At 58.5% G+C, this 14,913-nt stretch carries 13 protein-coding genes; all 13 read right to left on the bottom strand.

What is annotated here, in order from left to right:
- Positions 1-43: 43 nt before the first annotated feature.
- The 13 genes from V7773_RS06405 to rfbF all read right to left on the bottom strand — a co-directional run bounded on the left by V7773_RS06405 (position 44) and on the right by rfbF (position 14,819).
- Positions 44-1,081 carry an NAD-dependent epimerase/dehydratase family protein gene (locus V7773_RS06405; protein ID WP_336072714.1) on the bottom strand — a complete coding sequence of 346 codons (1,038 nt, stop codon included), beginning with the start codon at positions 1,079-1,081 and terminating at the stop codon, positions 44-46.
- 41 nt (positions 1,082-1,122) lie between these two features.
- Complete coding sequence (locus V7773_RS06400; protein ID WP_072341577.1) at positions 1,123-2,040, bottom strand: LicD family protein; 918 nt, start codon at positions 2,038-2,040, stop codon at positions 1,123-1,125.
- A 2-nt stretch (positions 2,041-2,042) separates the two neighbouring features.
- On the bottom strand, positions 2,043-2,684 hold the full coding sequence (locus V7773_RS06395; RefSeq protein ID WP_336072713.1) for a class I SAM-dependent methyltransferase: 642 nt from the start codon (positions 2,682-2,684) through the stop codon (positions 2,043-2,045).
- Positions 2,685-2,745: 61 nt separating this feature from the next.
- Positions 2,746-4,056, bottom strand: coding sequence for an FkbM family methyltransferase (locus V7773_RS06390; RefSeq protein ID WP_336072712.1), 1,311 nt, complete (start codon positions 4,054-4,056; stop codon positions 2,746-2,748).
- A complete protein-coding gene (locus V7773_RS06385) occupies positions 4,049-5,227 on the bottom strand; it encodes an FkbM family methyltransferase (RefSeq protein ID WP_336072711.1) in 1,179 nt (392 codons plus the stop codon). Before V7773_RS06385 ends, V7773_RS06390 begins: the two co-directional genes overlap by 8 nt.
- Positions 5,130-5,891 carry a TylF/MycF/NovP-related O-methyltransferase gene (locus V7773_RS06380; protein ID WP_072341567.1) on the bottom strand — a complete coding sequence of 254 codons (762 nt, stop codon included), beginning with the start codon at positions 5,889-5,891 and terminating at the stop codon, positions 5,130-5,132. The genes V7773_RS06385 and V7773_RS06380 overlap by 98 nt, the downstream gene beginning before the upstream one ends.
- Position 5,892: 1 nt before the next feature.
- A complete protein-coding gene (locus V7773_RS06375; RefSeq protein WP_336072710.1) occupies positions 5,893-7,692 on the bottom strand; it encodes a thiamine pyrophosphate-binding protein in 1,800 nt (599 codons plus the stop codon).
- Between the two features lie 32 nt (positions 7,693-7,724).
- On the bottom strand, positions 7,725-9,626 hold the full coding sequence (locus V7773_RS06370; RefSeq protein ID WP_336072709.1) for an N-acetylneuraminate synthase family protein: 1,902 nt from the start codon (positions 9,624-9,626) through the stop codon (positions 7,725-7,727).
- Positions 9,623-10,990: a GHMP family kinase ATP-binding protein gene (locus V7773_RS06365; protein ID WP_336072708.1), complete on the bottom strand. Its 1,368-nt coding sequence runs from the start codon at positions 10,988-10,990 to the stop codon at positions 9,623-9,625. The genes V7773_RS06370 and V7773_RS06365 overlap by 4 nt, the downstream gene beginning before the upstream one ends.
- Positions 10,987-11,682: a sugar phosphate nucleotidyltransferase gene (locus V7773_RS06360; protein WP_336072706.1), complete on the bottom strand. Its 696-nt coding sequence runs from the start codon at positions 11,680-11,682 to the stop codon at positions 10,987-10,989. Before V7773_RS06360 ends, V7773_RS06365 begins: the two co-directional genes overlap by 4 nt.
- Complete coding sequence (rfbH, locus tag V7773_RS06355) at positions 11,682-13,001, bottom strand: lipopolysaccharide biosynthesis protein RfbH (RefSeq protein WP_072341553.1); 1,320 nt, start codon at positions 12,999-13,001, stop codon at positions 11,682-11,684. Before rfbH ends, V7773_RS06360 begins: the two co-directional genes overlap by 1 nt.
- Positions 12,994-14,067 carry a CDP-glucose 4,6-dehydratase gene (gene rfbG, locus V7773_RS06350; RefSeq protein WP_072341550.1) on the bottom strand — a complete coding sequence of 358 codons (1,074 nt, stop codon included), beginning with the start codon at positions 14,065-14,067 and terminating at the stop codon, positions 12,994-12,996. Before rfbG ends, rfbH begins: the two co-directional genes overlap by 8 nt.
- Positions 14,049-14,819 (bottom strand): glucose-1-phosphate cytidylyltransferase, encoded by a 771-nt coding sequence (gene rfbF, locus V7773_RS06345; RefSeq protein WP_072341548.1) that lies wholly within the window; start codon positions 14,817-14,819, stop codon positions 14,049-14,051. Before rfbF ends, rfbG begins: the two co-directional genes overlap by 19 nt.
- Between the last annotated feature and the right edge of the window lie 94 nt (positions 14,820-14,913).

The following is a 14,913-nucleotide window of genomic DNA, read 5'->3' as shown; positions in this document are numbered from 1 at the left end:
CAACACTTATCTCTCGTCGAATAGGGTGAGGTGTAAAGCCCGGTCAGCGGGCATCAAATGTCGATCCGTAATCCAGGTCACGGGCCCAATCCGCCATGCGGTCGATGGTGGCATCCAGGGACGTCCAGACGTCCAGCCCCAATCCTCTGGCCCGATTGATATCAGGCACATAGAACGAGCGCCCCGCGTCGTCGGGACGTCCCAGTACTTTCACCGGCTTCTCTGGCGCTATCCGGGAAACGACTCGCCGGGCCAGGTCAGCGATGCTGATTGCCTGGTCGGAGCCCACGTTGTAGGCAACACCGGATTCGCCGCGCACAAGCAAGGTCAACAGCCAGGCCGCAAGGTCTGCACCATACAGATAGCTGCGAATCGCCTGGCCACTGGAGTTGAGAACAATCTCATCGCCATAGAGGGCGTCACGAACGAAGTTGCCAATGGCAAAGTGTCCATCCAGGGGCAGTCCTGGCCCCGCGAAAGCAAAGCAGCGAGTCATCACCACCTTGATTCCATGACGTTGCGCATACAACGCCCCCAGCGTTTCCTGCGCCCGCTTGCCTTCCGCGTAAGCGCTGGCCACTGTATTACTTGCACAGGCTCCGCTATATGACTCGCAGACGCCGGTAGAAAAAGGCAGGCTTCCATACTGAGCACCTGAGCCGGTTATCAGCACGCGGGAGGAAGCGCTACGTGCGGCAAGGTCAAATACCCGTCGCGTACCGTCCACGAGTGTATTGAACAGCTCCAATGGATGCGCATTCGCCTCTGCCGATGTATCCGCAGCGGCATGCAGGATCAAATCGGGTGCACGCCCCGGCAAGTCCACGAGTTCACGGATGTCCCCGATAAACCAGCTGATCCAATCGCACTCGCGATATTCGGGGTGAGCCGCCAGGAAGCGCGCGGGGTTACGCGAGGTGATTGTCACCGTGATGGCGGCCCCTCGATTGTTGAGCTCGCCTAGCAATGCCAGTAGCCAGCGACCAAAGAACCCCGTTCCGCCAGTCAACAGAAGATGAGCACCGGACAGTTCATCCTGCAGGCATAGCCTGGCCAGAATCGGTTGCAGGTAATCAGGCAACCTGAATGCGGAACCTGACTGGCAAACGTGCATGTTCTTCTTCAGAAAACTGACCTCAAGGTTTCTCGGTAATCAGACTCCTGCATCGGATAGTCAGCCAACGTGACATCCTGCTTGGGGGCCTGCCAATTACCATAAACGTACGTCAGGTAACCGGGTACATCGTGTGGAGTGAAAAACTGTCGCCCCAGGAAGTTCATTGTATCCGCCGAACGAAAATGCACTTCAGGGGCGATAAACTCCGGACCGGATGACTTGGTGACCGATTTCCCATCTTCAAAAATTCGCCGCATGAAACCCAGTTCAAACGGAACGATGACGTCGCAATTAACCAGGTTCTCGAATGTAACAGACACACCGGTGACGAAATCACCGGACTTGAGGATGATGATTTCGATGCAAACGCCCGTTCGATGCGGAAGGAGCGACTTGAGATCGGACAGATGATCCAACAGCAGGGGGAATTTGTCGTCATTGATAGAAAAATCGACATCATCATCCCACGGGATCAAGTCACCATCGCGTGTGGCCCCCAGAAGCGTGCCGAAATCCATCAGAATGGGTATGTTGAACATCTCCGCAAAATCACCGACCCGTTGAATGGCATCCACTGCCAGCGCTTTGGTGAAGTCATGTGAAAACGGTTTGGCGCCATTATTGACCGCCAGCATGCTTTTAGGAGGAAGGACGATTTTCTCTGCCGAAACACCCAATTCCTCCAGTTGAGCGGTAATACTTTCCCACCAACCAGTACTTATAACGACCAGATCGTATTCCAAAGAATGCAAGGTCGAGGGCAGAACGACCGGCACCCGGCCGACGAAGGTTCCCTCCTTGAGCGGATCGTTATCAGCAAACGCAACCACGTTCAACTCGGGAAACCGGGCGAACATCAGCCGTGCCACTCGCCCGGCACCAAACAGCACCAAGCGTTTTTCTTTAAGTTGTTCAGGTACCATGTTCACCCCTTTACAGCAACGCAACGCCCAACTAGAGCATCTTCATCGCGGTACTTTGCAAAACCTCGCCCCTGTATCTGGTAGGCAATTGAAAATCCCGTCCCCTGTAGCGTATCGATCAATGCCTCATGGTCGATATAGCGACGGTAGTGCTGACCAAATCGTTTCGCCCCGCTTTCATCTTCCTTGGTCCTGTATTCCAGGAAAACCAGGCTGCCGGGTGCAAGCGTATTTTCCAGCATGTCAAAGAATGCCTTTTCCACCTCAGCATCGATCGCATGCAAAAAGAAACGCGCATAGACCGCAACGCGACGTTTGCCTTGCAGGAAATCCTGGAGGTGTTCGGTACTGCCCTCGGCGTTACTCAGCAAATACTGGACCTTGGCACTTTTTGTGCGCTGTTGGCATAAAGCGATGGCTTCGCTGGAAGCATCGAATGCCAACACCTGAAAACCGTTGAGCGCAAAAAATTCACTGTCGCGCCCGTTGCCGCAACCAAACTCAACGACCGCGTCCACGCCAATGAACTCGCCAGCAGCGAACACTGAAAACTGAGAAGGCAATTGCGGCACCGATGTATCTTGACGACTATAAAAGCCGTTCCAGTATTCCAAGCGATCAGCCAGGGTGGGATTGAAACTCATTGACGTACATCCCTTAAAATTCTTTTTAATCAATCGTGAAGTTGTCTCACGAGCCGAGGCATTAATAAAAATAGAGCGTGGTGTCGTCGACAATATCCGAATAATGACGAACACCGACTTTGTAATCCGAACGAATGGAAAGAACCGTATCGATCAATTTCCATAAATCATCACTACGGTGATAGGCACACACGCACAACTTCGGTCGTTCACGTTGTATGACTTGGCGAGCGCCACGCAGCGCGCCTTGTTCGGCGCCTTCGATGTCGAGCTTGATCAGCGTCACGTCGCCGGACATGATCTCGTCCAGCGGGATGCCAGGTACATGCGCAAGCGCTGTAGCCGGCTGCTCGGACGATAACGCACCGAGCACATCACAACTATTGGATTCGGGCGCCGATAATTGGCAAGCCACTTCAGTCATGGCCGCCTGAAGCACCCTCACTTCGGAGCGCCCGTCGAACTTACTCTGGCATTCCAGGAATGCCAGTTGCTCTGGTTCAAAAAGGCAGGCACTTTCCACCGGACCGAAACGTGATTCGATTTTGCTCAATGTGTCGCCGTTATAGGCACCGGCATCAACATAATGACGAAGGTCTTCAGCCCGGATGAATTCGGGTTCGACATATTCATCCATGAAGTCGGAACGAATCTTCGAGTCAGCATGGCCGAGATCAAGGCGCATGGCCATCAAGCCATCGAATACTTGTCGCGAGCGCTCATCATCAAGGCATAGAAATGCGGAGATGAAAGCCAAGCGTTCATCGATGACCTTAGTCCTGTAATTGCGGAAACTGGCCTCAGTGATATAAGGCGCATCCATTGCAACAAGAAATTGCTGCATGGTCATGAAATTGCCCCAACCCTTGGCCTCCAGGTCATGTTGAATGACCGCACTGTAGCGGCCACTGCCCAAGACAATAAGTGCATTGTCGGGCAGGCTGGAAAGGTCGAACGCCTTCACCGGTATCCCATCGAGCGTTGTGTTGTGTTTGCTCGCATCGTTATCGAAGAATGCTTGGACACTCCCACCGCGGTTGGCGTAAAGACGCGCCAATAGCACTCCCACTTGATGAGCGCCAAAGACATAGACCGGCGCATCAAGTTGCCTTTCCAATGGTTCATAGGAAAAGTCGGAGGCACTATCGCAAAGCAACCTGGCCATGGCGGGATAGGTGCCGAGTCGTTTCAGGACATCCAAATGATGGCGCGAGCGCAGCACCACTTCCTGTTCGGCAGCAATACTCGCCTGCGGATCGAAACGAAACTTCAGGATCGAGGATTGTCCATCAAGGGAAATCGTGCACTGATAGGTATGGCCTTCCGTCAGCGCTTCACTTTGCAGCAGATCGGCATTTTCATAGTTACGCATGCGTTGCTACCCCATTGCAGCGTTCAAAGTCATTGGGCGCGACCGCATAAAGCACCGTATCGAACGAGCTATGGGCATGACAGCGCAGAAAAAAGCGGTAACCCAGGCCGTATCCGTCTATCTGTTCAAAAATGCTCCACAGATGTTCGGCGCGGTGATAGATGCTGACGGCCAGGTTCGGACGGTACTGACGAAGAAGTTGCAAGGCCCCCTCCAGCGCAGCAGGCTCTTCGCCTTCAATGTCCATCTTGATCAGTGTCGGCGCAAAGCCCGGCAGTGCGTCATCCAGTCGAACGCAGGTCACGGTCTCGCCGCCCGATTCGACAAGATGGCCGCCAGCGCCCAACGCGCCATCGAAGCCGACCTGACGATTGCCATCGGACACACCGCAAGGAAAGTTGACTGCGTTGAGATTGCCCTGGCTCTTGACGAGCACCGCATAGTTTTCAAGGTTTGGTTCGAAAGTAGCGACGGCCTCGAAAATCAGGCCAGCGGCGCGCATCTCTTCCACGGTATCGCCGGTATAAGCGCCACAATCGATAAAACGCAACGGCTGCGGCCAAGTCGGCAAATCTTCAGGAAAATACTGTCGCGGCGAAGGCGCAGGTAACCGCGAATAATCACCCGAGATCCGAAAATCGACGATGCGATCCAGCAGCTCCCGACTGGTTTCATCGGCAAGGTTCTCGCGCAGATGGGCGATCCGATCAGCATTGGCCTCGTAGTAGCGCGGGTCCACCAACCAGTAACGAAACGGCTGCCCTTCGGGAAAATGACGAACGAACTCAACAAGGCTGACAACACGGCCATAACCCAACTGCTGCAATTGGGCCACGACTTCGCCGACATCCACGTAATTGTTGAACAAGCCGATGATTACGCAGGCACTGGCCGGATCATGACTGACAGCCCAGTCCTGGGCACTGGCGACAGGGATGCCATCGACCTGATCCAGAGACGCATCGCGATCCAGGAAAGCGCTGACCCTGACATCTCGATCCGCCAAATAAGCCTGGACCCGCTGGCCAGCCAAGCGCGCGCCATAAACCAGCACATGTTTGAAGTTCTGCTCATCAAGCATGTCGGTCTCCTGACGCGATCCGCACCAACACGGCATGCCCGTTGAGGTTGTGCAAGAAGCGGAAATCCTGGTTCGCGGCAGTGAACTCATTCACCAATCGGGTCACACCTTCGCAACCAAAGAAACCATAATCGTCAAACACCACGACAGCACCGGCCACCAGGCGTGGCAACGCCCATTCCAGCACGCTGCGCGCGGACTCATATACGTCCACATCAATGTGCAGAAAGGCCAGCCGTGGACCGACATGTTCGGCGTTATGCTCCGGGAACATCCCTTCCAGCAGGTGGACACGATCGATCACGCCGCAACGGGCGGCGAGGGCCTCCACCAGTTGAATATCCGTGTCGCTGTGTTCCCCACCCTCGTAGCGGGTATCAAGACTGCCCGCCTTGACCACACCGGTGAACGTATCAGCCAGGAACACCTTGCGGCCAGGCCGCTGGCTAGCCAGCGCCAACAAGCAACCCGAACCACCGCGCCATACACCCACTTCAAGAAAGTCGCCATCGACGCCATCCAACTGCCGGGCCAGCGACCACAGCTCATACAGCCGGTATTTATCCACGAGAGTATTGCGTTCGACCAGCGCGAGCGCTTGCTCAAAGGACTTATCGCCGCACCACGGCGCATAGCTCGAATATGGCAACAACCGCTCATGACGAATTTCAGGTGACTTGGCATGCGCCCAGGAAACCGTACCGCGCAAATAGCGGTAGCTAAGACCGGTCAATTTTCTCTTCAGCCAGGCCATTTCAGTTGCGCTCCGAAATCGCCATCTGCGCATTGAATTCGTCGCGCGGCAGGAATGGGTAAAGGTCTTCCAGCGCACCGGTCTCCGGCTTGCCCTGCTCGTTGATACGGGTCATCACACGCGGCACCCGCGCCTCTTCGACCTGGACCAGCACTTCGCAGATCACCGGACCACTGCGCGCGAGCACTTCACTCAATGCGGCGTCCAGCCCCTCGTGGGCGTCGATGCGTGCATAGCCCACGCCATAGGCGGCGGACAATTGCTGCAGGTCGGGCAGTTTCAGGCCGCTGGTGTCATCGGCACCGACCAGCAGTTTGAAGTGCATGTTCTGCGACGTACGGATGGAGGCGTAGCCCTGGTTGTTGATCACGAAGCACTTGATCGGCAGGTTCTGCGCGGCCAGCGTGGCCAGTTCCTGGATATTGAGCTGCACACCGCCATCGCCCTCCACACAGATCGTCTGTTTACGACCCGAGGCGAGGCAGGCGCCGATAGCCGACGGCACGCCGAAGCCCATCGAGCCGGTGCCGCGGTTGTGGAAGCAGCGCTGATCCTTCTTCAAGCGCAGATTGAGCAGGAACAGTTCCGAGGCGAAACCGGAACTGCCTGGGGCGATCACATCACCTTCGCTCAGCAGGTCCGACAGACGATCGGTGAAGTGATACATGCTCACGCCTTCGCTGTCGTCGGCGTGCTCAGGTTGCAGCAATGGATACCGCTCGCGCCAGGCCGCGATCTGCGAGCGCCAGGCGGAATAATCCGGCAGTGTTGCAGCCTTGATGCCCGCCAAGAGCCCTTCAATGAACGGCTTGACGTCAGCCACGACTTTGACTTCAACCGGCATTTGCAGCTTGGCGATTTCCGCCGGGTCGATATCGACCACGACCTTCTTGGCATAGGGCGCGAAATGCGCGTGGTTGTAGGCCGTGAGCGCCATGTCCAGGCGTGAGCCCAAGACAATCAACAGGTCGCAATTCTGCAGGGTGAAGTTCGCCCAGCGCGGCGCGATCGAACCAGGACGACCGCCGAAAAGCGGATGATCATCCTCGATCAGGTCCATGGACAGCCACGTCGGCATGACGGGGACGCCCGCGCGCTCGATCAATGCACTGAAAGCCTCGACCGCACCGGCCATGCGAATACCGCTGCCGGCGATGATGCCCGGACGTTTGGCGGTCTTGAGCAACTCAAGCGTGCGGCTCACCGACTCGCTGACGTCGACTGCCGCGGCAACCGGCGGCAATTTGGCACGGCGCAATTGAGCGGGATCGATCTGGACCGCTTGTACATCCAGCGGTACGTCGAGCCAGACCGGACCACGACGGCCAGTCAGCGCAGCATGTTCGAGTTCATCGAACACTTCAGCGACCGCCAGTGGGTCGGTCAGGGTCACCGCGCCCTTGGTAATCGAGGAAACGATGGAGACGATGTCGGCCTCCTGCACGCCCAACATGCGCAAACCGCTGCCGGCCTTCAAGTCGGCGGTCTTGACTTGGCCGGAGATGAAAAATACCGGTGTGGAGTCGAGCCAGGCACCCAGGGTCGCCGTGACCGCGTTAGTGGCGCCCGGACCGCACGTGGTCATGCAGGCACTCGGCCCCCCGGTCAGCTTGCCCGCCGCTTCGGCTGCGATGCCGGCGGCCTGTTCATGCAGGCAGAGGATCGGCTCCAGGTCTGGATGACGTCCCAGGGCATCGTTCAAATGCATGGCGCCGCCACCTGGCAGGAAGTACACCTGTTTGATGCCCAGTTCCGCCAGTCGATTCATGATGTAGTCAGCTACACGCATTTTGGTACTCATCGTTCAAAACCTCAGTTCGCCGAGCGCTCGGCTCAATTCAATTTGTTCAGGAATTCAAGCGCCGACCAGAATCCAGCACCGTGATCCTTGTGGCCTTGCCACACTTCGGGAATGAAACTCACCTGTGGATAATCCTTGAGCTGCGCCCAAGTGGCCGGCCAGTCCACGTCCCCGGTGCCCATCAGGACACCTTCGCCGTTACTGCCCTTGGCATCCGCCACATGCAGGTGCGCCGAATGCGGCAGCAACAGGGCCAGCGCCGCCTGGAAGTCCAGACCGAAATGGAAGCAGGCCATTTGCAGATGCGAGAGATCCAGGCACAGGCGCATGTTCATGGCCTTGGCCTGCTCGGCCAGTTCCTGCGGCATCATGAAAATGTTCTGGTGGCGCTGCCCGCCGAAGTGCCACGGGAACGGCGCCATGTTTTGCGGGATCAGTTCGGTACGACCAAAATCGATCTGGGCGCAAGACTCGCGAAAGCGTCGATACAACTCGGCCCGATGACTGACCGGGAAGGGTTCGTCAGCCGAGAAGCCACCGATGTTCGCCACGATCAGCAGCGAATCGGCGTTGGGGAAAAACTCGGCAATCTGCAAGGTCGCATCCACCACCCGCTGCAGGTTGGCAATGGAACGCTGACGGTATTCCAGGTCATCGGCCACCAGGTCCAACAGTTCGCTGTTTTCAAACAGCTCGGGCGCATGGACCACCAGGCGCGAGCATTCCACGGTCCGCAGGTACGCGTGCGGCGCCACACTAAGGTCGCGGTAGGACAGATGGAATTCGAACAGGTCGGGTTTGATCCACTGGTTGTATTGCAGGAAGTCGTGATAACGAACCGGCACGCCCCAGAGAATCGGCATGGCGTATTCGCGACGGATCACTTGCTGGGCAACCAGATCGCTGTCGAACAGGAAATCGCCCTGGGCAACGGCACGTCCGGCTTGCTTGCCCAGCAGATCGGCCAATCGATACGGCGGCAAGCCTTGGCCCGGACTGGCGACGCGCAGCATGTCCTGGGTGAACGTTTCGCCGGGCTCGATAGCACGTGCGGCGATCACACTTTTGCCGAGGTTTTCGCGGTTGAGCAATTCGCCCTGGCTGGCGTGGCGCCCCGGTCCTGTCCACGGCAACGCTTTCTCGACCTGGCGGATACCTTCGACCAGTTGACGGAATTCTTCCGGTTCCAGGCTGGCGAGGTGGTCCGGACCTTCCATGCCGCGATCGAGGGTGATGTGGCGCTCGATCAGCTTGGCGCCTAGCGCCACGGCGGCGATGCTGATGGCAGTGCCACGTTCGTGACCGGAGTAACCGATCAGGCCGTGCAGCTCACGAAGGCGCGCCAGGTAACCAAGCTGGATATCGGATTCCGGCGCCGGGTAGGTGCTGTTGCAATGCAGCAATGCGAACGGTACGCCCAAGCCGTTCAACTGCTCGATGGCGCGCTCGATCTCATGCTCCAGGGACATGCCGGTCGACAGGATCAACGGCTTGCCCAGGGACGCGGCCTTGGCGATCAGGTAAGGGTTGCAGAGGTCGGCGGAGGCGATTTTCAGCGCTGGCACGTCGAAACCGGCCAGCACGTCCACGCTTGGTTCGTCCCAAGGGGTGCAGATATAGCTGATGCCCTTTTGCGCGCAGTAGTCGCGAATCAGCCGATGTTCATCCACGCTCAGTTCGACTTTATCCAACAGGTCTTGAATGTATTCCACACCCAAGTCTTCAGCGCGCGAGCCATCGGCCTTGCGCCGGTACAGGGCTTCGCGGTTGCGCAGCTGGAACTTCACGCAGTCGGCGCCCGCCTCGATGGAGGCGTCCACCAGTTGTCGGGCCAGCTCCACCGAGCCGTTATGGTTGTTGCCCACTTCCGCGATGACAAAAGTGTGGTCCTCACCAATGGTGATCCCATCGATGCTGAATATCTGCTTACTCATTGAATTTTGGTCCGCCAGGAAGTGACACCGCTGGATTCAAAACGGAAATCGGTGGTTCGGCAGCCAAGCGCTCTGACCTTTTCGGTCACGGCTTGACGGTGCTGGGGTTGTACGAAAAACAGGAAGAAACCACCGCCACCGGCGCCCAGCAGCTTGCCACCCAGGGCACCCGCGTTAAGGGCGCACTCGTAGATCTGGTCGAGCACACCATCGCTCACGGCTTGGGAAAACTGTTTCTTGAGCATCCAACCGTCGTGCAGGCAGCGCCCGAAATCATGCAGCTCGCCCCGGATCAAGTGATGGTGCATGCGGCGGCACAGCGACACGCTTTCTGTCAGCAGCAGGCTTTGCTCGCCCCTGCTGCTCATTTCTTCGCGCTGCTGGACGTGGAGCTTGCCGGAGTCATGGGAGATGCGGGTATCGCAGAGCACCAGGCACTCTTCCAGCTCGTTGCAAATCGAATCTTCAAGGCGGATCGGGTGCACCAGGTTGCGGCCTTCCTTGAACTCGATCAGGTTGAAACCACCGAACGCCGAAGCGTACTGGTCCTGCCAGCCACCGGCGATGCCAAAGCACAGGCGCTCGGCCTGGAACGCCAGCTCCGCGACCTCATAGGTGCTCCAGCGATCACGGCGCAGTTCATTGAACGCGGCAATGACCGCCGTGGCGACCGCCGACGAACCACCCAGCCCAGAGCCCACCGGAAAATCGGAACGCATGTACAGATCCAGCCCGTAGTTGGGCTGGATGACCGAAACGATGGTCGCCAGCAGCCCCTTGTCGGCATGGTCCATGAGGTCATCCAAGGACTCATAGGACTCGCGGGTGCCCAGGTCTTCGGAGAAAATCCGGATCACATTGTCGGTACGCGGGATCAACGTCGCGTGGGAATACAGCCCGACCGTGCAACTGAGTACAGCGGCCGGGTTTTCCACGAAGTAATAGGTCAGGTCCGAACCACCGCCACTGAAGCTCATGCGCACCGGCGCCCTTGCCCGGGCCAGCACCGGCACTTCCTGGTTGGCCGCCAGCCGTGCGGGCGTGACGACGTCCACCAGGCAGCCGGATTCGTCCACGACCGGAATGGCGTTGTAGCTCAGGTCGAAGATCTTGAGCATTTCCTCGCGCGATGCACCCACTTTTACCGAACGGTAAGCGGTGTTCATGCACTCGGTGACCGGCACGTTCGTCGCCCCGCCCTGAAGCAGGTAACGACGCAAGTCGCCGTTGGTCAACACGCCTTCCAGGCGCCACAGCTCGTTGACCACAAAGACGATTTGCAAATCGCCCGTCTCGATGCACTCGACGGCATCGAGAATGGTCTGGTTCAGGTAGACCGTTTGTGTTCTGGCCAATTGGTTCATGAGTTGACGGCCTCCTTGAACCCCGACTTGAATGCGCTCAAGGCGTCAGGCGTTCCAATATCGATAAACGGCCCGGTGTAGGCACAGACCTTGAGTGACTGACGGCGGATAAGCATCGGCAGGATGTCCTGCTCCATCGAGCAGGCCTGGACGGTGCATGCCTGCAGGGAGTCGGCGGCGAACGCATAGACGCCGGCATTGACCCGGCCTGGTCCGCTCTGCCCCTTTTCATTGAGCGCCAGCAATCGCAGATCCTCGGAGCAGTCCAGGCTGCCATAGCGGGAGCGATCCTCCACCTGCACCCCCACCAGCACATCGCCGGTGGCGGCCATGGCCAACCGATAGGCCTGGCGGTCGAGCCAGGTATCGGCATTGAGTACCAGGAAGCGACCTTCGGGTGGCATTTGATGCAAGGCGTGCAGGATCGCGCCACCGGTGCCCATGGGTTGTTTTTCCACCACAATCTGCAGGTCCAGTCCGATTTCGGCCATCAGCGACGGCAGCAGCTCGGCCAATTGATCGGCCCGATAATGTGCGCACAAAACCGCCTGCGTGATGCCCGCCTGCTTGAGCTCAGCCAGCACCAGCGCCAGGAATGGCCGGCCGTGAATATCCACGACGGCTTTTTGCGAGCCTTGAAGCACAGCACTCAGGCGAGTACCGAAACCTCCACAGAGGACATAGGCACGCATCAGCGATCCAGCCCGAAAAAGTGTTCCAGGCAACGTGCCGCGTGGGCCAGGTGCTCTTCACCCAAGCCCGGCCAGACGCCGATCCAGAAGGTGTCGTTCATGATCTTGTCGGTGACCGTCAACTCGCCACTGATGCGGAAGTTGCGGCCCAGCATGTAGGGTTGACGCACCAGGTTGCCGGCGAACAGCAAGCGCGTGCCAACGTTCTGGCTATCCAGATAACGCAACAGCTCGACACGCTGGATGCCGCAGCCGTCGCGCAGGGTCACGGGAAAACCGAACCACGACGGGTCGCTGTCCGCAGTCGCCTCGGGCAGGATGAGGAAATCGGCGCAATTGGCCAGGCGCTCGCTGAGCCAGCGGAAGTTGCGCTTGCGCGCAACCGTGAAGTCTTCCACACGGTCCATCTGCGCCAGGGCACAGGCAGCCTGCATGTCGGTAATCTTCAGGTTATAGCCCAGGTGCGAATAGGTGTACTTGTGGTCGTAGCCCTCCGGCAGTTCGCCCATCTGCTTGCAAAAGCGCTGCTTGCAAGTGTTGTCCTGGCCAGGCTCGCAGTAGCAATCGCGGCCCCAGTCGCGGAAGGACTCCATGATGCGCTTGAGCAGCGGGCTGTCAGTGAACACCGCCCCGCCCTCGCCCATGGTGATGTGGTGCGCCGGGTAAAAGCTCAGCGTGCCGATGTCGCCGAACGTGCCGACCATCTGGCCCTTGTAGGTCGAGCCCAGGGCATCGCAGCAGTCTTCGATCAGCCACAGCTTGTATTTGTCGCACAGCGCCCGCACGACACCCAGGTCATAAGGGTTGCCCAGGGTGTGCGCCAGCATGATGGCCTTGGTCTTCGGCCCGATAGCCGCTTCGATCTTGGCCGGGTCGATGTTATAGGTGCCCATCTGGACGTCGACGAACACCGGGACGGCGCCGAACTGCAGGATCGGATTGACGGTGGTTGGGAAGCCGGCGGCAACACCAATCACTTCGTCGCCGGGTTTGATCGCGCGATCGCCCAAGCGCGAGGAAGTCAAGGCAGAAAATGCCAGCAGATTGGCCGACGACCCCGAGTTGGTGGTCAGCACACAGCGCCGCCCCAAGTACTTGCCCAGGCGTTTCTCAAAGGCCTCGTTGAACCGTCCAGTGGTCAACCAACCGTCCAGCACCGCCTCGGTCATCGATTGCAACTCAGCAGCACCGATTACCTTGCCAGCCGGCGGTACGCTGCTCTGGCCTGCAACGAATACCTGCGGCGCGAGCGCCGATTGCGCGTAGCGCCCCACCAGCTCGACAATTTGTTGGCGCAACTGCGTAGTACTTTCACTCATGGGTATCGCCTTGGTAATCCGCGATCTGGTTGCGGGTAAAGTTGTGCATGTCCTGGCCGTTCTGCCAGGCCAGGTGCCAGGCCAACGTGCGTTCAAGGCTGGTCGCCAGCGACCAGCGCGGCCTCCAGCCAAGCTCTTCGCGTGCCTTGTTGGAGTCGAGTGCCAATAAACCAGCCTCGTGGGGTTGCGCTAGGGGATCCACCGACCAGCGCACCGGCACCGGCCATTGCTCGGCAAGCAGGCCGACAATGGTTTCGACCGAAGCGACGCTGCCGCTCTCAGGGCCGAAGTTCCAGGCGCCGACGTGACGCTCGCCCTCTTCCACCAGCGCCCGGGCCAGCATCAGGTAGCCCATCAACGGCTCGAGCGCGTGTTGCCACGGGCGAGTCGCCTGGGGATAACGTAGGACCACTTCTTCATTGTTCTTCCAGGCGCGGAAAATATCCGGCAACAGGCGTTCCGGCGACCAGTCACCACCGCCGATGACATTGCCCGCCCGAGCGGTCGCCAGTGCCACACCAGATTTGTTCAGGTACGAATTGCGGTAAGACGCACAGAGCAATTCCACACAGGCCTTGCTATTGCTGTACGGATCAAAACCGCCCAAGGCGTCGCACTCGCGATAAGGCAAGACCCACTCACGGTTTTCGTAGCATTTATCGGTCGTCACCACGACCACTGCCCGCACGCTGGGGCAATGGCGAACGGCTTCAAGCAGATTGACCGTGCCCATGACGTTGGTGGCATAGGTCTGGACAGGGTTGCGATAGGCCTCGCGTACCAGCGCTTGCGCGGCCAGGTGCAGGACCACGTCCGGCTGGAATGCCTGGAGCGCCGACGACAGCGCCTCGCCTTCGCAAATGTCGGCCAGGTCCCCGGGGATCAAGCCGTCCAGGCCCGCGACAGACCACAAGGATGGCGTGGTGTCAGCCGGCAAGGCAAAACCACGGACCTCCGCCCCCAGCTGACGCAACCACAGCGCCAGCCAGCCGCCCTTGAAGCCTGTATGGCCGGTCAGGAAAACTTTTTTACCCGTCCAGAATGCGTTCAAGACCAGAGCTTCCATTCGGCCTGGCCGCTGCTCCAGCGCTCTTCGAGGAGTACACGGTCACGCAAGGTGTCCATCGGCTGCCAGAAGCCATGGTGCAAGTGACTCATCAACTGACCTTGCCGCGCCAGGTTGCGCATCGGCTCGTATTCCCAGGTCGTCGTGTCATCTTCAATACCATCGAGCGCAGCAGGCTCCAGCACGAAAAAACCGCCGTTGATCCAGCCGCCATCGCCTTGGGGTTTTTCCTGGAAGCCTCTGACACACGCACCTTCGAGTTCCATCGCGCCAAAGCGGCCCGGTGGCTGAACGCTCGTGACCGTCGCCAGCTTGCCGTGCTGTTGGTGAAACTCCACCAGCTCACGAATGTTGACGTTCGATACGCCATCGCCATAGGTGACGCAGAAGGTCTCATCGCCCAGATAATCGCGCACGCGCTTGAGACGCCCACCGGTACCGGTGACCTCACCGGTGTCCACCAGCGTGACACGCCACGGCTCGGCCTTGCCCTGGTGGATATGCATGCTGTTTTCAGCCAGGTCGAACGTGACATCCGACATGTGCAGGAAGTAGTTGGCGAAATACTCTTTTATGACGTAACCCTTGTAGCCCAGGCAGACCACAAAGTCGTTGATGCCGTAGTGAGAGTAGATCTTCATGATGTGCCAGATGATTGGCTTGCCACCAATTTCAATCATTGGCTTGGGCTTGAGATGCGACTCCTCACTGATGCGAGTACCCAGTCCTCCAGCCAGAATTACTGCCTTCATATGTCTCTCTCAAAATGTGAACCGCATCAGCGCCAAAGACGCTCGGACTACTCACAAGAGACGCCAATTATTCGGCGTCCCCGCCGGTAATACA

This window comes from Pseudomonas sp. 3JA (assembly GCF_036961705.1).
GTDB classification, from domain to species: domain Bacteria; phylum Pseudomonadota; class Gammaproteobacteria; order Pseudomonadales; family Pseudomonadaceae; genus Aquipseudomonas; species Aquipseudomonas fluorescens_Q.
Note: the sequence above shows the minus strand (reverse complement) of the source record. Positions and strands in the feature narration are given on the sequence as shown.

What these genes read in the sequence shown, in the direction of transcription:
- V7773_RS06400 (WP_072341577.1), bottom strand. Translation starts at nt 2,040, where the DNA reads ATGGTACCTGAACAACTTAAAGAAAAACGCTTGGTGCTGTTTGGTGCC.
- V7773_RS06395 (WP_336072713.1), bottom strand. Translation starts at nt 2,684, where the DNA reads ATGAGTTTCAATCCCACCCTGGCTGATCGCTTGGAATACTGGAACGGC.
- V7773_RS06390 (WP_336072712.1), bottom strand. Translation starts at nt 4,056, where the DNA reads ATGCGTAACTATGAAAATGCCGATCTGCTGCAAAGTGAAGCGCTGACG.
- V7773_RS06385 (WP_336072711.1), bottom strand. Translation starts at nt 5,227, where the DNA reads ATGAGTTCACTGCCGCGAACCAGGATTTCCGCTTCTTGCACAACCTCA.
- V7773_RS06380 (WP_072341567.1), bottom strand. Translation starts at nt 5,891, where the DNA reads ATGGCCTGGCTGAAGAGAAAATTGACCGGTCTTAGCTACCGCTATTTG.
- V7773_RS06375 (WP_336072710.1), bottom strand. Translation starts at nt 7,692, where the DNA reads ATGAGTACCAAAATGCGTGTAGCTGACTACATCATGAATCGACTGGCG.
- V7773_RS06370 (WP_336072709.1), bottom strand. Translation starts at nt 9,626, where the DNA reads ATGAGTAAGCAGATATTCAGCATCGATGGGATCACCATTGGTGAGGAC.
- V7773_RS06365 (WP_336072708.1), bottom strand. Translation starts at nt 10,990, where the DNA reads ATGAACCAATTGGCCAGAACACAAACGGTCTACCTGAACCAGACCATT.
- V7773_RS06360 (WP_336072706.1), bottom strand. Translation starts at nt 11,682, where the DNA reads ATGCGTGCCTATGTCCTCTGTGGAGGTTTCGGTACTCGCCTGAGTGCT.
- rfbH (WP_072341553.1), bottom strand. Translation starts at nt 13,001, where the DNA reads ATGAGTGAAAGTACTACGCAGTTGCGCCAACAAATTGTCGAGCTGGTG.
- rfbG (WP_072341550.1), bottom strand. Translation starts at nt 14,067, where the DNA reads ATGGAAGCTCTGGTCTTGAACGCATTCTGGACGGGTAAAAAAGTTTTC.
- rfbF (WP_072341548.1), bottom strand. Translation starts at nt 14,819, where the DNA reads ATGAAGGCAGTAATTCTGGCTGGAGGACTGGGTACTCGCATCAGTGAG.